17 protein-coding genes, 1 tRNA gene and 1 riboswitch are annotated in these 17,821 nt (G+C 49.2%); of the genes, 10 read left to right on the forward strand and 8 right to left on the reverse strand.

Features of this window, described 5'->3' with window-relative positions; all coding sequences use genetic code 11:
- Positions 1 to 67: 67 nt before the first annotated feature.
- The gene (locus ACIDE9_RS02035) at positions 68 to 358 is read right to left on the reverse strand and encodes a hypothetical protein (RefSeq protein ID WP_411992299.1); all 291 of its coding nucleotides are present in this window, start codon (positions 356 to 358) and stop codon (positions 68 to 70) included.
- A gap of 260 nt (positions 359 to 618) precedes the next feature.
- Here ACIDE9_RS02035 and ACIDE9_RS02040 point away from each other — a divergent pair, with 260 nt between their 5' ends.
- A complete protein-coding gene (locus ACIDE9_RS02040) occupies positions 619 to 903 on the forward strand; it encodes a hypothetical protein (RefSeq protein WP_194753260.1) in 285 nt (94 codons plus the stop codon).
- Here the strand turns inward: ACIDE9_RS02040 and hpnE are convergent.
- From hpnE to hpnC, 3 genes are read right to left on the reverse strand one after another with little or no spacing between them, the layout of a single operon-like run.
- Positions 892 to 2,211, reverse strand: coding sequence for a hydroxysqualene dehydroxylase HpnE (gene hpnE / locus ACIDE9_RS02045; protein ID WP_411992301.1), 1,320 nt, complete (start codon positions 2,209 to 2,211; stop codon positions 892 to 894). The two genes, ACIDE9_RS02040 and hpnE, sit on opposite strands and share 12 nt — an antisense overlap.
- Positions 2,208 to 3,050, reverse strand: coding sequence for a presqualene diphosphate synthase HpnD (gene hpnD, locus ACIDE9_RS02050; protein WP_411992303.1), 843 nt, complete (start codon positions 3,048 to 3,050; stop codon positions 2,208 to 2,210). The genes hpnE and hpnD overlap by 4 nt, the downstream gene beginning before the upstream one ends.
- Positions 3,047 to 3,928 (reverse strand): squalene synthase HpnC, encoded by an 882-nt coding sequence (hpnC, locus tag ACIDE9_RS02055; protein WP_411992305.1) that lies wholly within the window; start codon positions 3,926 to 3,928, stop codon positions 3,047 to 3,049. The genes hpnD and hpnC overlap by 4 nt, the downstream gene beginning before the upstream one ends.
- 68 nt (positions 3,929 to 3,996) lie before the next feature.
- Here hpnC and ACIDE9_RS02060 point away from each other — a divergent pair, with 68 nt between their 5' ends.
- The 7 genes from ACIDE9_RS02060 (at position 3,997) to pnuC (ending at position 9,209) form a co-directional block, all read left to right on the forward strand.
- Positions 3,997 to 4,752 (forward strand): S-methyl-5'-thioinosine phosphorylase, encoded by a 756-nt coding sequence (locus ACIDE9_RS02060; protein WP_194740940.1) that lies wholly within the window; start codon positions 3,997 to 3,999, stop codon positions 4,750 to 4,752.
- Between the two features lie 32 nt (positions 4,753 to 4,784).
- Positions 4,785 to 5,318: a peptide deformylase gene (def, locus tag ACIDE9_RS02065; RefSeq protein ID WP_411992307.1), complete on the forward strand. Its 534-nt coding sequence runs from the start codon at positions 4,785 to 4,787 to the stop codon at positions 5,316 to 5,318.
- Between the two features lie 25 nt (positions 5,319 to 5,343).
- Positions 5,344 to 5,433: transfer RNA gene (locus ACIDE9_RS02070), tRNA-Ser, on the forward strand.
- 70 nt (positions 5,434 to 5,503) lie between these two features.
- Positions 5,504 to 5,779, forward strand: coding sequence for a cupin domain-containing protein (locus tag ACIDE9_RS02075; RefSeq protein ID WP_019881932.1), 276 nt, complete (start codon positions 5,504 to 5,506; stop codon positions 5,777 to 5,779).
- A 187-nt stretch (positions 5,780 to 5,966) separates the two neighbouring features.
- Positions 5,967 to 6,070: riboswitch (TPP riboswitch) on the forward strand.
- Positions 6,071 to 6,167: 97 nt separating this feature from the next.
- Positions 6,168 to 8,258 carry a TonB-dependent receptor gene (locus tag ACIDE9_RS02080; RefSeq protein WP_411992309.1) on the forward strand — a complete coding sequence of 697 codons (2,091 nt, stop codon included), beginning with the start codon at positions 6,168 to 6,170 and terminating at the stop codon, positions 8,256 to 8,258.
- Between the two features lie 43 nt (positions 8,259 to 8,301).
- Positions 8,302 to 8,562: a YkoF family thiamine/hydroxymethylpyrimidine-binding protein gene (locus ACIDE9_RS02085; RefSeq protein ID WP_411992311.1), complete on the forward strand. Its 261-nt coding sequence runs from the start codon at positions 8,302 to 8,304 to the stop codon at positions 8,560 to 8,562.
- A gap of 35 nt (positions 8,563 to 8,597) precedes the next feature.
- Positions 8,598 to 9,209, forward strand: a complete 612-nt coding sequence (gene pnuC, locus ACIDE9_RS02090) for a nicotinamide riboside transporter PnuC (protein WP_411992313.1) — start codon at positions 8,598 to 8,600, stop codon at positions 9,207 to 9,209.
- A 34-nt stretch (positions 9,210 to 9,243) separates the two neighbouring features.
- Here pnuC and ACIDE9_RS02095 read toward each other — a convergent pair whose 3' ends face one another.
- Complete coding sequence (locus ACIDE9_RS02095; protein WP_411992315.1) at positions 9,244 to 10,116, reverse strand: phosphotransferase; 873 nt, start codon at positions 10,114 to 10,116, stop codon at positions 9,244 to 9,246.
- Between the two features lie 66 nt (positions 10,117 to 10,182).
- Positions 10,183 to 12,771, reverse strand: a complete 2,589-nt coding sequence (locus tag ACIDE9_RS02100) for a putative bifunctional diguanylate cyclase/phosphodiesterase (protein ID WP_411992317.1) — start codon at positions 12,769 to 12,771, stop codon at positions 10,183 to 10,185.
- Between the two features lie 315 nt (positions 12,772 to 13,086).
- On the opposite strand from ACIDE9_RS02100, the gene ACIDE9_RS02105 reads away from it, so the two are divergent.
- The gene (locus ACIDE9_RS02105) at positions 13,087 to 13,359 is read left to right on the forward strand and encodes a cupin domain-containing protein (protein WP_411992319.1); all 273 of its coding nucleotides are present in this window, start codon (positions 13,087 to 13,089) and stop codon (positions 13,357 to 13,359) included.
- Positions 13,360 to 13,362: 3 nt separating this feature from the next.
- Here the strand turns inward: ACIDE9_RS02105 and ACIDE9_RS02110 are convergent, their stop codons facing one another.
- Both ACIDE9_RS02110 and map read right to left on the reverse strand, forming a co-directional pair.
- Complete coding sequence (locus ACIDE9_RS02110; protein ID WP_411992321.1) at positions 13,363 to 15,939, reverse strand: [protein-PII] uridylyltransferase; 2,577 nt, start codon at positions 15,937 to 15,939, stop codon at positions 13,363 to 13,365.
- Positions 15,940 to 15,950: 11 nt separating this feature from the next.
- The gene (gene map / locus ACIDE9_RS02115; RefSeq protein ID WP_194753274.1) at positions 15,951 to 16,745 is read right to left on the reverse strand and encodes a type I methionyl aminopeptidase; all 795 of its coding nucleotides are present in this window, start codon (positions 16,743 to 16,745) and stop codon (positions 15,951 to 15,953) included.
- A 233-nt stretch (positions 16,746 to 16,978) separates the two neighbouring features.
- Between map and ACIDE9_RS02120 the strand changes: the two genes are divergently transcribed.
- Positions 16,979 to 17,809 carry an HDOD domain-containing protein gene (locus ACIDE9_RS02120; RefSeq protein ID WP_411992323.1) on the forward strand — a complete coding sequence of 277 codons (831 nt, stop codon included), beginning with the start codon at positions 16,979 to 16,981 and terminating at the stop codon, positions 17,807 to 17,809.
- The last annotated feature ends 12 nt before the right edge of the window (positions 17,810 to 17,821 follow it).

Genomic DNA, 17,821 nt, shown 5'->3' on the forward strand with positions numbered 1-17,821 from the left:
TGAGGCTGCCCAGAAGAGGGAGGACAGCCACAGGGAAGCGGTTGTGCGCCTGTATTTAGGCAGCGTATTAAAAAAACTCGGTTTGTTTCGGATTGTCAGTCTTCAGTTTCTGATCATTTCTGGCCGTTTTTTCCTGGTTAATCTTATTGATCTCCATGTGTGTCAGCGGGTCTTGGCAAGCTTTCAGTTGCTGTTCGTCGTTGGCGAGTCTCACGCATTCTGCTTGCTTGCTCAGTTTTTTAATGATGCGTTGTTTATTTTGCATCAGGTTGGCATAGGGTTCCGTGGACGACATGTCTGATGCAAAGATAGAGATGTTCACCAACAGTCCCGTGGTCATCACAGTTGCGTATTTCATGGGCTTGCCTTTCTGCGATTGACGATGGATGCAGTATAAAAAACCGCTGCGGCATTGTCAGTTACAAACCGGTTGGCTTTTGTAGCAATTTGTAGCGACTTCGATACAGAAGGGGCGGCGTCGGCCACGACGATGGCATTTAGTCACAAAAACTTCATGCAACTATTCGCAACAAGCACTTGCCCCAAATGGGTGTTACTTATCACATGGGTGTGACAATAAGATGACATTCAATAAAAAATACATCAGGAGCAACAATAATGAAAAAAATCATTTTTCTTTTACCGCTGATGATGTCGGCTTGTGCCAGCGTGACGCCGCATCAATATACGACGCAACAAGGCAAGATGGGCTATACATTGACGTGCAGCGAGTTTAATACAACATGGGAGCAGTGCCAGTCCAAAGCTGGTGAACTGTGTTCGCAAGGATATGAAGTAGACAAGCAGTTGTCTTTTAAAGAGACTTTCCCTGATAGCGGCGATGGTATTTACCGGCCAGCCAACAATCACCTGGCGGTTGTGTGTAAAGACTCAGCGGGTTAAGTCTGCGCTGTCTATGATGGCCTGCGCCGCGGCAAAGCCGCTGCTGACCGCACCCTCAATGGTCGCGGGGTAGGGCCCGGCGACATAGTCTCCCGCCAGGAAAATATGCGGGTCGGCGGTGTGCGTGGCAGGTCGTTGAAGCGATGGTGTGCAACTGAAGGTGGCGCGCTTTTCGGTGATGATTTGCGACCACAGTGGTTGTGCTGGCAGCGAGCAATGGTAGGTGGATAAAGCCAGATTGATTTCGGCGATACATTGCGCCACCAGGGCGGTTTTATCAGCGATCAGCGGCGGATGCGCGCTGATGACCACGGCAAGTAGGCCAGCCTGGTCGCAACATTGTCCGCGGTCAAATACCCATTGTGCCAGGCCGTGACATAAGCCCATGATGGAGTGTGGTAAGCGCGTCTCCGTACTGTATTGCAGGTAAACCGTGGTGATTGGTTGATAGTCGAATGCCGGGATGGCCACACCGGTCATGGTTTTAAGTTGATGCGGGCCTGCGGCAATAATGACATCGTCAAATATGGCTACATCTGTCGTGGTAGATATTTCACAACCGGCATCTGTGGCTTTGATCGCTGTCACCGGGCAGCGCAACCTGACCTCACCCCCAGATTCTTGAATACGCTGTAATAACGGCTGTATCAAGGCACTGGATAAGTCTGTTTTCACCACCAGAAAATCACTGTCCTGGCGGCGGTGTTGAAAGCTATCGCGTAGCACATTCAGAAAGATTTGTGCGCTGGCAAAGATGATTGGTGTATTGAGCGCCGCCAGGCACAGCGGCTCCCACAATGTGCGAATGGCGAATGGCGTTTGCTGACCTTGTCTGAGTAATTCAGCAACAGGGATGTCTTGCGCCAGTGTAAATGCCTGTTGTTTAAGCTGCTGCATCCAGCAGATCGCGCGCCATTTACTATGCCAATCCAACCCTTGTGCAGTGAGTAAGCCCCATAATAAATGCAGCGGCGCAGGCAGCCAGGCGGGCGTGACCAATGACATACGCTGTGTACCATGATGCATATGCAAGGTCAGTGGCAGGCGCATAAACACTTGCCCTGACTCTAGCTGCGCTTCTTGTAACAATGTGAGCGTGGCACGATAGGCACCTATACACAGGTGTTGCCCATTATCTAATAGGGTTGTGTGATGTGGGACGCCGCGCGCACGGCCACCTGCTTGCGGAGCAGCTTCAAACAGGCACACCTGGTGACCATGTTGCAGTAGCCTGAGTGCGGCAGATACGCCCGCCAGTCCGGCACCGATGACTGCTACTTTCTTACCTACAGACGCAGTTGCGTTCATGACTGGTGATATTTAAACCAGGCGCCCAGCGCCAGTTTGAGCTTTCTGAAAGGGGGTAATGCAATTTTATGTGTCAGCACCAGGTTAGGCTCGGGTTTGATTTCTTGCAGCAGTGCGCGATAGATGGCCGCCATCATTAAGCCTGGCAATTGTGGTTTGGTATCTGCCTTGGGGAGCTGGCTCAGCGCTTTGTCATAAAACATTTCAGCACGTTCGATTTGCTTCAGCAACAAGGCTTGTGTCTGCGGCGAAGCTTGGCTGTGCAGTAACTGTTCCTCAGTCACCCCGGCACGCTCCAGCTCATCGAGCGGAATATAAATGCGGCCGCGGCGTGCGTCTTCGCCAACATCGCGAATGATATTGGTGAGCTGAAATGCCATGCCCAGGTCATGTGCATATTCCAGCGTTGCCTGGTCTTTGTAACCAAAAATCTGTGCCGACAGCAGTCCCACCACGCTGGCAACGCGGTAACAATACAAAGCCAGTTGCTCAAAGTCGGCATAGCGGTTGTATTGTGTGTCCATTTGCATGCCGTCGATGATTTCAACGAAATGCGCTTCTTGCAAGCCAAAGGTCTTGACCACCGGGTGCAAGGCCTGTGTCACAGGGTGTTGCGGAGTTTCATGAAATAATCTGTGAATTTCCTGCTTCCACCAGGCCAGCTTGGTCTGGGCGATCTGGTAGTCCGTGCACTCGTCCACCACATCATCCACTTCGCGGCAAAACGCATACAGCGCGGTCATGGCATCGCGTTTATCTTTAGGCAAAAACATAAAACTCAGCGTGAAGCTGGAGCCACTTTCACGGGTTTTTTGTTGGCAATATTGTTGCGGTGTCATTGTTTAAACAGGGCTTTCAGCAAAATCAGCAGCCAGTCATAGGCTTTCAAGGTCGGTCGATGGTGGTAAATATCGCCACGGCAGGATTTTAATTTATGTAGGATACGTTCGCCACCTGCAATCATCATGCGCAATTCAAAACCGATACGGCCAGGCAGGGCACGACCCAGTGGTTTCCCGGCCAGTAGCAAGTCTTCTGCACGCATCACGTTGTGTAAAAAGAATACTTCCCAGGTGGCATCCAGGCGTTGTTGACGCAAATCCTGCTCACTGATGCCCGCAGCTTGCATTTCGTCCTGGCACAGATAAACCCGTCCGGTTTGACCGTGCTTTTGCAGATCTATGGCAATGTCCTGGTAAAAATTAATCAGTTGCAAGGCACTGCATATCTGGTCGGACCACAAACGGTGTTGCGGCGTGTCGCTACCATAGAGTTGTAGCATGAGGCGGCCGACCGGGTTGGCCGAGCGGCGGCAGTAGTCCAGCACCTCGTCAATATTGGCATAGCGGGTTTTAACCACGTCCTGTTTAAAGGCATCAATCAGGTCCAATAATAGCTGCACATCCAGTTTGTGTGCCCTGACCACTTGCTGCAAGGCCATAAACAATGGCAGCGATGGCTGGATATAGGCCTGGATCAGCTGTAACTCGTCTTCATAGACTTGCAATGCCTGCAAGCGCTCGGCCTCGCTGGCGTGACCTTCGTCGGCAATATCGTCTGCCTCGCGTGCAAACTGGTAAATGACGGTGACGGCATGGCGTAAATGCGCGGGTAACAGCAGAGAGGCAACCGGGAAGTTTTCGTAATGGGTCTGTGCCAGCGACAAACTGGGTTGTGCCCCGGATGGCGGCTGGACTGGCTTGGAAAAGGCTTGCATGGCTTAAGTATGCCATAAATCCGTGATACGCTTATGCCTTGCATATTAACGAGTCATAAAGAGAACTTATGTTAGGAATTATTGGCGGCACCGGACTCACTGAGCTGGCGAATTTGAATATTTCTAAACGCCTGATTGTGCGTACGCCGTACGGGGAGCCTTCCCAGCCATTGGTATTTGGTGAGATTAATGGCAAAGAAGTAGTGTTTTTGGCACGTCATGGCGGCGGCCATACGATTCCTCCGCATGCCGTGAATTACCGAGCGAATATCTGGGCGCTGCATTCTGTCGGGGTCTGTGATTTGCTGGCCGTGGCTACCGTCGGTGGGATCGGTGATCACTTGATTCCCGGCGATATTGTGCTGCCCAACCAGATTCTGGATTACACCTATGGCCGCAGCAATACCTACCATGATGGCATTGAGCTTCCGGTGCGCCATATCGACTTTACCTTGCCGTATTCACAGGCCATGCGTGATCGTTGCATTAAGGCCGCCAGTGATGTGGGCTACCGCCTGGTTGATGGCGGAGTCTACGCTTGTGTGCAGGGCCCTCGGCTGGAAACTGCAGCAGAAATCGACCGTTATGAGCGCGATGGGGCAACAGTGGTTGGTATGACGGGGATGCCGGAGGCGGCATTGGCCCGTGAACTAGGCGTGGCTTATGCAGCCATCTGCCCGGTGGCCAATTTTGCGGCTGGGCGTGGCGATAGCCGTCAATCTATCCAGTTTGAGCAAGTCATGCCTTTGTTGCAGCAAACCATGGATAAAGTGCGCACCGTGATTGCACAATATTTGTCCGATAACGATTGTTCGGTGGCCTAAGTCCACCCAGGCATCCCGGAGGAGTAACGCCAATGGCGGTAAAACCTGTACTTAGAATGGGCGAGCCACTGCTGAATCGCGTGGCAGATAAAGTGACTGCATTTGATACGCCGGCCTTGCATACGCTGATCCAGGATATGCACGACACCATGACGCATATGAATGGTGCAGGCATTGCGGCGCCGCAAATTGGCGTCAGTTTGCAGGTGGTGATGTTTGGTGTGGGTGCCAATCCGCGTTACCCCGATGCTGAAGAAGTGCCATTTACGATTTTAATTAACCCTGAATTAACCCCGGTTGACCAGGCCGAAGAGGATGGCTGGGAAGGCTGCTTGTCTGTGCCCGGCATGCGCGGTCTGGTCCCACGCTACCAGCAACTGCATTACCGTGGGTTTGATCCGCAAGGGCAGGTCATTGATCGCACCGTGAGCGGCTTTCACGCGCGCGTGGTTCAGCATGAATGCGACCACTTATTTGGCATACTTTACCCCATGCGCATCCGTGATCTGACAAAATTTGGCTTTAATGATGTACTTTTTCCTGGAATAACACTTCCAGATGACTGATTGTTTGTTATAATGCCGTCTTTCCGGAAGAGTGGCAGAGCGGTTTAATGCTACAGTCTTGAAAACTGTCGAGGGTTCACGCCCTCCGTGAGTTCGAATCTCACCTCTTCCGCCAAACACGTCATGCCGCAGTTTTTGCGGCATTTCTATTTGCAGGTTTTAATTACACAATTTAAGGAATCGTCATGACTCAAATCATCATCGACCATAACCCATCAGAAGAGAAGTTGAAAGAACTGGGCGTAAAAAGCTGGAACACATGGGATTGCGCACCTTCAAAATTCCCTTTGGATTTCACAGCAACTGAAAAAGCCTACGTGTTAGAAGGCGAATTCAAAGTGACTCCACAAGGTGGCGACACTGTAACGATCAAGGCTGGTGACTATGTTGAGTTTCCAAAAGGCCTGAAATCCCAGTGGGAAGTGGTTAAACAATTGAAAAAACACTACAAACATTTCTAATTGATTTGTTGTAGCCAGTATTCAATAAAAAACCCTGCAATGCAGGGTTTTTTGTTTTTAGAACACTGGGATTTAAAGCTGGAATCATTAAACTTTGCAAATTGTGCTTTAAATTCAAACATCATTCAACATCGCTCTCTAGCCAAGTTGTTGATATTAAAATACAATCTCACCCTGATTGAAAAATCAAAACGCCTTGGGGTGGCTACCGCCTGAGATCTCGCGCAAGTGAGAAACCCAATGAACCTGACCCAGATAATGCTGGCGTAGGGACAGGCAGAGCCTCTACAACGCAAATGTTTTTGGTTTGTTGTTTCATCAACACACCTACTCACGTCATTGTCACTCTCACCCTGTCCTTTTTATGTTTCTTATAGAAAGGATTACCTTGAAACCGATTACAAAGCCATTACCCCTCATCGGGCTGTTACTGGCCATGCCTGCGCTTGGCGCAGAAGAAGAAAACAAAACAGTCGAGCTCTCTGAAGTTGTTGTCAGTGCTGACTATCGACCAAAAACAGCACAAAAAACCGCTGTCAGTTTGACTGAAATTGACAAAGACACCATCGAAGCACGTGGTGCGCAACACTTGGAAGAAGTGCTTAACTTGGCACCTAACGTTAGTTTTGCCAGTGGTGCTTCTCGGGGGCAGTTTTTTCAAATACGCGGCATGGGTGAAGACAGTCAGTATTCATCTCCAATAAATCCTTCAGTTGGCCTCATTATCGATGGAATAGACTTTAGTCGTATTGGCGGTGCCGCAACGCTGTTTGATATTGACTCGGTAGAGATTTTACGTGGTCCACAGGGAACCAAGTTTGGTAACAATGGCTTAGCAGGCACTATTAATTTGCGTAGTAAAGAGCCCACCAAAGACTTTAAGATGCACTTTGAGTCTGCCGCAGGTAACTATGATACGCAAAATGTTGGTTTTGCTGTTGGCGGCACTATAAAAGATGATACCTTGCTGGGACGACTTGCTGTTTACAACCACAAATCAGATGGGTATGTTAAAAATGCATATTTAGGCCGGAATGATACTCAAGACCAAAACGAGCTGACTTTACGTGGCAAGTTAAAATGGCTTGCTACAGAAAATTTAACTGTAGATTTGACCTATCTACATTTGAATATTCACAATGGCTATGATGCTTTTACATTGGATAATAGCGGCAAAACAAGATCGAATCAGCCAGGTTCTGATAACCAAGAAACGAATGCGCTAGCGTTAAAAGCTAATTGGCAAGCGTCTGATGCAGTGATTATTCAATCACAAGTCAATTACCTGCATTCAGACGTACTATACAGCTACGATGCAGATTGGACCGCTGTACCGCCGGATTATTTTGAGAGTTTTAACCGAAAACGTGAGAACTACTCTTTTGATGTTCGTGCGCTCTCTGATAAACCAGGTCGAATCTTTGGCGGGACCACAGATTGGACAGTCGGTTTATTTCATTATAACCAAAAAGAAAACTTTCAAATCAATTCCAATTATTATGCTGACCCCAACTCCGGCGGCCATTATGAAACCAACAATACTGCGCTATATGGTCAACTAGATACTTATTTGACTGAAAAATTAACGTTAACTAATGGTCTGCGTCTTGAGCATTTCAAGGCCACTTTATCTGATGCAACAGGTTACGATGATGCCTATAACCTAGTGAATATCGATAACACTTCTGTTGCTGAAAATCTATTCGGTGGGAAAATTGGATTGAACTATCAAGCCAATCAAGACCATTTGCTTTACACAACATTGTCGCGTGGCTTTAAAGCTGGTGGTGTTAATAATGATGGCCGACTGAACAGTGAGCAACGCAATATCAAGCAGGAATACAACATCAGTCTCGAGACGGGTATTAAATCCAGTTGGTTTAACAAAACGTTGATTACAACATTATCTGTGTTTCGCACAGAGCGAAATGATGCCCAGATCAAGTCTTCCAAGGCTCTTGGTAGTGGCCCATTCCTAGAATATATTAACAATGCTTCAAATGCGACTCATCAAGGCTTGGAAGCGAGTTTCGATTGGTTTGCAACTGACAAATTGCGCATCCTGGGATCATTGGGTCTACTGGATGCCAAGTTTAGAAACCATATCGCAAACGGAGTGAGTTTCGATGGTCGCCAAGTATCCAACGCTCCCAGATACACATTTAACTTGGGTTCTGAGTTCTATGCGAATGAAAACTTGACGTTGCGCGCGAATGTAGAAGGTAAAGATGAGTTTTATTTTTCAGACAGTCATAATGCCAAATCTAATGCTTATGCGCTTGTGAATGCAAGTCTCGATTATAAGCATGACAAACATTGGAAGGTCAGCGGTTGGGTACGGAATTTATTTGACAAAGAGTATGCTACTCGAGGATTTTACTTTCCTAACAACCCAGCGAATAACTACACGGTTAATGAAAAATATATTCAATACGGTCAACCACGCGTAGCCGGAATTACCGTCAGTTATGATTACTAAAATGTTGCCAGAGCAAGAGCTCGCCTGATGAAAGGAGCGCTAAATGCGTATTTCAGTCGATATTAGTTTGTACCCTTTAACCGAAGGCTATGTAGAGCCCATTCTTGAGTTCATCAATAAGCTCGAAGCCAATCAAAATCTGGTCGTCAAGCGCAATAGCCTGGCGACCCAAGTATTTGGCGAGTATCGCGACGTGATGGATTGCCTGGATGCTGAAATGGAGGCGGTGTTTAATGCGCTGCCGCACAGCGTATTTGTGATGAAGTTTATTGGTACAGACAGGGCCGATGTTGTCGATGTATAAGATTTTTTCCTTCACTTATTTCGTGCTTATCGACCATGAATCAAGATAATTTTCAGCCTATCCTGTCAGCATTTCAGCAAATGTCGTTATGGGAAATCGCCGCAGCTTTGATGGGTGTCGCTTATATTCTGTTAGCCGCCAAAGAGTCTCAATGGTGCTGGTTGTTCGCATTTTTTAGCACGCTGGTGTATACCATCCTGTTTTGGAATGATCAGCTACCCATGCAGGCGCTCTTGAATTTTTATTATATGGGGATGGCGTTTTACGGTTTTTGGGCTTGGCATCAACATGACAAGCAAGCCGATACATTGCAGATTAGCCGTTGGCCTTGGCCTTGGCATATGACATTTGTTGCAGTAGGGGTTGCTGTGAGTGCGATGGTCAGTGCCTATTTGCAAAAAACCGGACAATCGCAAAGCCCGGTATTAGACGCCTATACCACGGTCTTTTCTGTCATGAACACCTGGCTGATCGCCAGGAAGGTATTGGAAAACTGGCTATATTGGGCGGTGATCGATGGGGCTGCCACGCTTTTGTATGTGCAAACAGGCTATTACGCTACGGCGGCTTTATTTGTGCTGAATACGATTCTGGCGATTGTCGGCTTTATCAGCTGGGTGAAGCTTTACCGGCAACAAAAAGCTTAAACAACTCAACATGATGGTGAGCGGAATGCAGCGTTTATATTTGCTGCATCCATTTTGCCAAATCAGTCTCACCTAATATATTCATCAAAAACAACAGCAACTGATAGCAGGATTTGTATGCTCCATGCTCGGGCCAGTTGTGTGTTTGAATATAGTGCTGTTTGAATAAAGCCAATTGCGTGGGTGTTAATACATATTCAAGCAGCACTAGATCCAGCGCACGTGGTGCGATGAAAAATGCATCCAGATCAATCAAAGCCAAATCATTGGAGCCTAAACGGAATTGATCCCAACGTAAATCCAGCATCATCGGCACGAATTCGGTTTCGCGGATATTTTCTGCGTTCGCTAGTACTTCAGCCAATAACGTTTTATCAATCGGCGTGCCTTGTTGTTTGGCCAGAAAAGTAATTGTTTCGTGCAAGCGGCCGGACCATTCAATGGCAGGCCGCTTTGGCGCATGCAGTTGGCCCCAGCTGGCGTAAGTGCATTGATGCAGTTTTACAATATGCTCGGCTAACTGTGTTACCCAATCATCAGCAATAAGTTCAGCATCTAAGTCCTTGCCCGCTAAAAAACGGGTAAGCACAAATCGTTGAGGATTGGCGGCGACAAAACCAGGCACTGTCAGTGCACCGTTTTTCTGCAAAAAATGATGCGTTAGATCGATATCGCCTAGGCTGTCAGGGAAGTTGGCTGCAAATAAATGGTTTGCACCTAGCCAGAAGTGAGAGCTTCTAATGGTCGCTTCATTGCACACTTTCAGCACCATTTCGCCATCCGTCGTTTGGCAATAAAACAGCTGGTGCGTGCTATCCTCAAACTTGGCTTGGATGGGATTAGGCTCGGCAACCAGTGTAGGCAAACTGGCTTGTTCGGCGGGAGTGAGTAGGGGATAGGTAAACATTTAAGCGAGTCATTTTAAATCATCAGACGGTTTAAATCATCTTACTCATCGTGACACGTCAGGCCGTTAGCCTAAATCAATCAGTAACTTCTCGAATGCATCTGCTGGCATTGGTTTGGCAAATAAATAGCCTTGCCCAAAGTCGCAATGTATTTCTTTCAGTAAACGCAGTTGTGTTTCCGTTTCTATGCCTTCCGCGATGACTTTAATGTTGAGTTTATGCGCCATTTCAATAATCGCTTCACAAATCGCGAGTTCGCTGGAATCTAGCGCCAGGTTGGCCGTGAATGAGCGATCAATTTTCAAATAGTCTACGTTGAATTTTTTCAGGTATGACAGTGACGAATAGCCGGTGCCAAAATCATCAATGGCAATATGCATACCGGCATTGTGAAATCCCGTCAGCTTTTCTTCAATATTGCCGACCACATCCATCAGCACGCCCTCGGTAATTTCAATCACTACGCACTTGGTTGGGAAATGAATGTGGTCCAGCAGGTTGATCCAGCTATGCATCATTTCTTCATTCGTCTTAAATTGTACTGGTGATTTATTGACGGCAATTTCAAAGTCACGCCCCAGCAGTTGTTTAAACCTGGCGCCTTGCTTAACGGCTTCAATAAATACCCAGTTACCAATCTCATGAATGGTGCCGTAGTGTTCGCAAATGGGGATGAAAATATCAGGGCTGATATACCCTAGCTCTGGATGTTTCCAGCGTAGCAAGGCTTCTGCTTTATTGATGCGGCCGCTGGATAGCTCAATAATCGGTTGATAATGCACGGAAAATTGTTTGAGCGTCAGCGCTTGCCGCAAGTCGGTAGACAGACGGATGCGGAAATCGGATTCCTGCTGCATGAGCTTGGTGAAAAAACGGTAACAGCCACGCCCGGCATTTTTGGCCACATACATGGCCTGGTCTGCGACTTTGAGCAGCTCTTGTGCATCGGTAGCGTCTTCAGGGTAAATGGCAATGCCGATGCTGGCTGAGATAAATGCCTCTTTTTTCGCGGTGATAAACGGTTCAGACAAGTGATCAATAATATTCTGTGCAATATGCGCAATCATCATATTGTCGTGGGTATCACTCAGAATCACGGTGAACTCATCGCCACCGAGGCGGGCGACGGTATCGGATTTGCGCACACAACTGACGATGCGGGCTGCAGCTTCAATCAGCAAGGTATCGCCGACATTGTGGCCGTGCGTATCATTAATTTCTTTAAAGCGGTCGAGGTCGATAAACAGCAGGGCGCATTTCTGGTGTTCCCGTTGCGTCAGTTTGAGGGTTTGTTCCAGTCTGTCCTGAAATAGTTGCCGGTTAGGCAGCTTGGTTAATTGGTCAAAGTTGGCCTGCTTGAGTATCAGCGCCTCTGCTTCTTTGATCGCTGAGATATCAGAAAACAGGCCGACGCGCCTATGCACCGTACCGTCTGCCTGGTAAGAGGTGTTGATCGTTAGCCAGGTAGGGAAAATAGCGCCATTCTTACGTTTGCTCCAGACTTCACCTTGCCATTGCCCACGGGCCTGAATGGCCTGGCTTTGCGCGGCATAAAAAGGGGCATCGTGCTGATCGGAGCGCAAGAGGGTGATGGATTGCCCCTTGATTTCCTCCAGCGCATAGCCCGTCATTTTAGTAAATGCGGGGTTGATTGCCAAAACCGCGCCATAGGCATCTGTGATGGCCATGGCTTCGCTGCTGTTGTTATATACCAGCCCCGCCAGCTTCAACTCCTCTTCGGCCAGTTTACGTTCGCTGATATCTTGCACCGCGCTGATGTAATACAGGGGCTGTTGTAAATGGTCGCGCAATAAATGCACTGACAGACTCACCCAGACTACTTGCCCCATTTTATGCAGGTAGCGTTTCTCTACAATATATTGGTCAATGTCACCGTTTAACAAATGCGCAATGGTTTCCGCTTCCTTGATCAGGTCATCGGGCAGCGTAATTTGCTGGTAAGTCATGTGGTGCAACAGGATGTCGTCCTGGCTATAACCGATGATGCGGCAAAATTCGCGGTTGATTTGCAAAAAGCGGCCAGATAAATCCACTTGTGCAATGCCAATCGCAGCGTGTTCAAACACCGCCCGGAATAAGGCCTCGCTATCCCGCAGGGCTTCCCTGGCCTGGTCTCTTTGCTCGGTGGCCAGGCTGGAGTGGTAAATATGGTAGAGGCTGAGCTGGATGCTGTCGCGGAACTGCCCAAGCAGATCTATCACCAGGTGGTCATAGTGGTTTTCCTTGGTGTCCAGAATACAAATGGTGCCAAACACCTCGCCATTCGGCCAGTTGAGCGGTAATCCGTAATAGGAAATCATGCCCAGGGCAACATCAGGATTCTGTTCCCAGCCAGGGCTGGTCAATGCATTCGGAATTAATAGGGCTTGGCGATTGCTGATGACATTTTCGCAATAGAGGCCAGTATTTAAACGGGCATGCTCCCCTTGATGATAGACATTGCCTTCGCTATGGCTGGCAACAAATACCTCAATTTCTTCCGCATGCGCACGCATGATGAGTGCGGCCGGAATATGGGCAATATAGGCAAGCAAGTCTGTGGTGATTTGCCAGCTTTGCAGCACTTTCTCTGGCACATCGATGTCGTCGAGGACGGAATATTTGGGCAATGCCCCAGCTAGCTGATTGATCATAACTACCCCCAATACTGTTCGTAGTCATTTTTGTATGGCATGACACACGTCTTTATTCTTTTTCGGCAAGAAACAGGAATTTCTTTACGTATGTTAATGTCATTATGTGCCTTAAAAATCGCATAATCAATGTCGATCAAGGCGTGGGTATGAAAAGATTTGATAAGAAACAGTGCCTTGCGCTGACATGCAAATATCACTGAAAAAGATTGAACTGTGAGACAGAATCCGCAAAAATAACGCATGCATGTTATTGTAAACAGGATGCTTTTTTAGCATCGCCTGGTTTTTTGACGCCATGACAAAGGAGTTGCGATGAGCCAGATCAAAGTAGAAAAGCCCAGTGCGGTGACCTTGGCCGCCTTGGGGGTGAAGCAATGGCCAACCTGGTCGAAAGACGTGTCGACGTTTACATGGCAATACAGCAGCACTGAGATTGCTTACATTATTGAAGGGGAGGTCACTGTTACCCCTAAAGATGGTGCGCCGGTGAGCTTTGCAGCCGGTGACCTGGTCACCTTCGCCAGCGGCCTGGATTGTGTTTGGGAAGTCAAAAAGCCGCTACGCAAACACTATCATTTTGAGTAGTGTTTAAAGCGCAGACAGTGCCTGCTTGAGTGCGTCGGTTTGCGTGTCGTCCATGGCCTGACCATTGCATGATGAGATCAGGAAACTGTCTTCTACGCGGTTACCCAGCGTATTGATTTTGGCGTTATGTAATTCAATACCATGCGTGAGAAACACCAGTGCCATGCTAGCCAGCAGGCCTGGCCTGTCATTGGCAACCACATCCAGTTGCTGGAACACTGCCGAGGTCTCCAACTGGTGAGCGACTGGGCGCAGGTTGACCTGGGTTGGAATCGGCATGTGCTTGACCTGGCGGCTGACGCGTCCGCGTATAGGCGTAGGGATCGCCTGCGCACTGAGCAACTGGTCGTTCAGGCCTTGTTCTATGTGTTTGAGCAGGCCGTTATAACTGATCTGGCGGGTTTCCGGTTCCAGCACAATAAAGTTATCCAGCGCGTAGCCATGCGCAGTGGTGTAAATCTTAGCCTGCACAATGTTGTATTGCATGCTGTCAAAAAAGTGGCAGATGCGGGCAAAAATCTCTTTCTGGTCGCGGCTGTAAATCATGACCTGTATGCCGTCACCTTTGGGGCTCAGGCGCGCGCGTACAATCGGTTTTTCCGAACGCAGGTGCGGGATCAGCAAGCGGCTCTGCCAGGCAATCTCGTCACTCTCAAAACGGCTGAAATAACCCGTGCCAAAGGCTTGCCATAACGGCTGTACTGACGCCTCTTTCAGGTTGAAACTGCTGAGTTTTTGTAGCACTTCCTGCTTGCGCAAACTCAGCTGTGCTTCGGTGTTAAGTGATTGCTGTAACACGCGGCGTGTCTGCAAAAACAGGCTTTCCAGTAGCTTGGCTTTCCAGGCGTTCCACACGTTGGGGCTGGTGCCGCGAATGTCTGCCACGGTTAATAAATATAAGGCGGTCAGGCGGTATTCAGAGCCTACCAGTTGCGCAAATGCTTCAATCACATCCGGGTCTGATAAGTCGCTTTTCTGTGCCGTACTCGATAATTTCAAATGTGCTTCAACCAGCCAGGCGACCAGATCGGTATCCGCTTTGGGCAAGCCCAGTGTTTGGCAAAATCGTCTGGCATCAATGGTGCCTAGCTGTGAGTGATCGCCGCCACGGCCTTTGGCAATATCGTGAAAAATCGCGGCCAGGTAGAGTAAATGCGGCTGGCTAAATTCATTAAACAGCTGGCTGCATAGCGGAAACTCATGGCGCAGGTCTGGCTTGGCAAAACGGCGCAAATTGCGCAACACATTTAAGGTGTGTTCATCTACCGTGTAGACATGAAACAGGTCGTGCTGCATTTGCGCAATGACGCGGCCAAACACCGGGATATAACGCCCAAGGATGCCATAACGGTTCATGCGGCGAAGGCTGCGGTGCACGCCTTCACGGCTTTGCAGTATCTGCAGGAACAGCGCTTTGTGTGCAGCATTCTGCCTGAATTGACGATCAATCAGTGGCTGGGCTGTTTGTAACGCCCGGACCAGCGGCGCACTGAACCCGGTAATGGCGGGGTGCTGTTGTAGTAGCTGGAAGCAGCGCAGGATGGCTTCTGGTTTGCGCTGAAAAAGATCTTCAGTCTGCGTGCTCAGCAGGCCTTGTGATAGCGTAAAGTCCTGGTCAAGGACGCTGGGTGCTTCTGTGGCAGGGCTGACGCGGGCATGCATCAGTTTGAGCAGCACTTCATTTTCAATGATGACGGCCCTGGCACTGCGGTAAAAGCCTTGCATTAATTGTTCGCTGGCACGTTTTTGCGGTGTGGTTTGATAACCCATTTGTTCGGCCAGCGTATTTTGAAAGTCAAATACCAGGCGATCTTCGCGGCGTTTGGACAATAGGTGCAGGCGGATACGCAGGTTTTGCAGCAGGCGTTCATGGCGCTTTAGTTGGCTGGCCTGGCTGCGGTTAAGCAGGCCTGCTTGCACCAGGGCATTCCAGTCATGACCCAAGCCCTGGCTTTGGGCTATCCATAACACCATATGCAAGTCACGCAGCCCGCCTGGGCTTTCCTTGATATTAGGCTCCAGGTTGTAGGCGGTATCGTGAAACTTGGCGTGACGGATTTGTTGTTCACGCAGTTTCTCGGCAAAAAAACGGGCACTGTCTAGTTCTGCGTGTAATGTGTGCGTGAGGCTTTTAAAACTGATTTTGTCACCGGTGAGCCAACGTGCTTCCAGCAGGTTGGTCATGATGGTGACGTCGAGCTTGGCTTCGTCCAGGCACTCTTGTAAGGTGCGCACGCTGTGGCCTATGTTGAGGCCAATGTCCCATAAAGTGCCGATCAGGGATTCGACAGTCGCTTGCAAGGCGCTGTCACTGTTTTCAGGCATCAGAATCAGCAGGTCGATGTCTGAGTGCGGGAACATATCGCCCCGGCCATAACCGCCGACGGCAATCAGGCTGGCGGTCGGTGGCAGTTCATAATTCCGCCAGAGGTCTTTAAGCAGTTGGTCAAGCACACGGGTGTGTTGCTGTAGCAGTGTTTTGGCTTGCGGATTCGCGAGGTAAGCGTCTGCCATCTGCTGGCGTGCCAGTTGTAACGACTCCCGCCAGTGCTTGAGTTGTTCTTTGGCAATCACCATCATGATTCTGTCGCCTAGAGAACGGGGCGCGGCGGCGTACCGGCAGATAGCGTCATGATTTCAAAACCCTCTTCGGTGACCAGTACCGTATGCTCCCATTGGGCTGACAAACTGCGGTCTTTGGTGACCACTGTCCAGCCATCGGACATGAATTTAATGTCGCGACGACCGGCATTAATCATGGGCTCAATCGTGAAGATCATGCCTGCCTTGAGCGGCAGGCCTGCGCCTGGCCTGCCGTAATGCAGCACTTGTGGTTCACAATGGAATTTTTTGCCTATGCCATGCCCGCAAAATTCACGCACGATGCTGTAGCCATTTTTTTCGGCAAACGATTGAATGGCGTAGCCGATATCGCCGAGCGTATTGCCAGGTTTCACTTTTTCAATGCCACGCCACATGGCCTGGTAGGTCAGTTCGCACAGGCGTTTTGCCTGTGGCGTGACGCTGCCGACCATAAACATGCGCGAGGTGTCGCCGTGATAACCATCTTTGATCACGGTAATATCGAGATTGACGATATCACCGTTTTTCAGCTCTTTTTCGCTGGGCACGCCGTGGCAAATTTGCTGGTTGATTGAGGTGCAAATAGACTTGGGATAAGGCGTATGGCCATCTGGCGCATAATTAAGCGGTGCGGGAATCGCCTGTTGCACATTGACGATATAGTCATGGCATAACTGGTCCAGCTTGTTGGTGGTGACGCCAGCCACGACAAACGGCGTGATGTAGTCCAGCACCTCTGAGGCCAGGCGACCGGCGATGCGCATTTTTTCGATGTCTTCGGGGGTGTGCAGAATGATTGCCATATGCTGATGACCTTACAAAACCAGATTTTTCAGGATCTGGCTTGGGAATCAATAACTAAAATGTCATTCTAACATAGGCATTTATCAGTCATGACTAAAGAAACACGCCTTTTGTGGCGTTAAAACAGATATGCCCTAAAAAGAAACAGGCGCTGATTTGTGCGATTGATTGCGACATCGCATGCGGTACCAATGTTTTATACTCGGGCGCATAATCAAGCTGGAGCGAATACATGGTGACACTCACCGAAGCAAGGCAACACCGGACTGTGAATGACTGGGTGGCCTTTTTTAAACAGGCCGATATCCCGGTATTGCGGCAAACCGCCAGAGAGTTGGCTGCGCTGCGTGAACATGAAGACGATACGGGTGCGCGTGACATTACCCGCGTGGTCATCAATGACCCGCTGATGATGTTCAAAGTGCTGACTTATGCCAACAATCATCGTAGCCGTCATCAGTTACAAGACCTGGTGCAGGTCGAGCAGGCAATTATTATGATGGGCACCAGTACTTTCTTTGCCGAGATTCCTGCTGTGCCGCATGTTGAAGATGTATTAAACCAGCATGTGCCAGCGCTGGTGGATTTACTGAAACTGATGATACGTGCCCACCGTGCTGGTTATTTTGCGGCCGAATTTGCCTCACACCTGATGGATTTGCACGCAGAAGAGCTGCGTGTGGCGGCTTCATTATATGATTTTGCCGAAATGTTGATGTGGTGTTTTAACCCGGAGGCCATGGGGGAAATTAGCAAGCGCCAGGCTGCCGATAAGACCTTGCGCAGTCGTGTCGTACAGCAGGAAGTGCTTGGTTTCCGTGTGGTGGAATTACAGGCCGAGCTGGTCAGGGTGTTTAATCTGCCATCGTTGTTGACCGACCTCATGGATGAGCAGCGTGCCCATTTGCCACGTGTGCGCAATGTACAGTTAGCGGTGAATCTGGCCCGGCATTCTGCCGAGGGCTGGCATAACGCGGCTTTGCCGGACGATTATAAGGATATCGCCCAGTTACTGCATGTGGATGTGGAACGCGTGATGCATATTGTCGGCGTGCCGCACTAGTCCCTTAAAATA

The organism is Methylophilus sp. 'Pure River', assembly GCF_046765995.1.
In the GTDB taxonomy this organism is placed as follows: Bacteria; Pseudomonadota; Gammaproteobacteria; order Burkholderiales; family Methylophilaceae; genus Methylophilus.

Bases quoted from the DNA above. Each gene is read 5' to 3' on its own strand.
- ACIDE9_RS02035 (WP_411992299.1), bottom strand. From the start codon at position 358: ATGAAATACGCAACTGTGATGACCACGGGACTGTTGGTGAACATCTCT.
- ACIDE9_RS02040 (WP_194753260.1), top strand. From the start codon at position 619: ATGAAAAAAATCATTTTTCTTTTACCGCTGATGATGTCGGCTTGTGCC.
- hpnE (WP_411992301.1), bottom strand. From the start codon at position 2,211: ATGAACGCAACTGCGTCTGTAGGTAAGAAAGTAGCAGTCATCGGTGCC.
- hpnD (WP_411992303.1), bottom strand. From the start codon at position 3,050: ATGACACCGCAACAATATTGCCAACAAAAAACCCGTGAAAGTGGCTCC.
- hpnC (WP_411992305.1), bottom strand. From the start codon at position 3,928: ATGCAAGCCTTTTCCAAGCCAGTCCAGCCGCCATCCGGGGCACAACCC.
- ACIDE9_RS02060 (WP_194740940.1), top strand. From the start codon at position 3,997: ATGTTAGGAATTATTGGCGGCACCGGACTCACTGAGCTGGCGAATTTG.
- def (WP_411992307.1), top strand. From the start codon at position 4,785: ATGGCGGTAAAACCTGTACTTAGAATGGGCGAGCCACTGCTGAATCGC.
- ACIDE9_RS02075 (WP_019881932.1), top strand. From the start codon at position 5,504: ATGACTCAAATCATCATCGACCATAACCCATCAGAAGAGAAGTTGAAA.
- ACIDE9_RS02085 (WP_411992311.1), top strand. From the start codon at position 8,302: ATGCGTATTTCAGTCGATATTAGTTTGTACCCTTTAACCGAAGGCTAT.
- pnuC (WP_411992313.1), top strand. From the start codon at position 8,598: ATGAATCAAGATAATTTTCAGCCTATCCTGTCAGCATTTCAGCAAATG.
- ACIDE9_RS02095 (WP_411992315.1), bottom strand. From the start codon at position 10,116: ATGTTTACCTATCCCCTACTCACTCCCGCCGAACAAGCCAGTTTGCCT.
- ACIDE9_RS02100 (WP_411992317.1), bottom strand. From the start codon at position 12,771: ATGATCAATCAGCTAGCTGGGGCATTGCCCAAATATTCCGTCCTCGAC.
- ACIDE9_RS02105 (WP_411992319.1), top strand. From the start codon at position 13,087: ATGAGCCAGATCAAAGTAGAAAAGCCCAGTGCGGTGACCTTGGCCGCC.
- ACIDE9_RS02110 (WP_411992321.1), bottom strand. From the start codon at position 15,939: ATGATGGTGATTGCCAAAGAACAACTCAAGCACTGGCGGGAGTCGTTA.
- map (WP_194753274.1), bottom strand. From the start codon at position 16,745: ATGGCAATCATTCTGCACACCCCCGAAGACATCGAAAAAATGCGCATC.
- ACIDE9_RS02120 (WP_411992323.1), top strand. From the start codon at position 16,979: ATGGTGACACTCACCGAAGCAAGGCAACACCGGACTGTGAATGACTGG.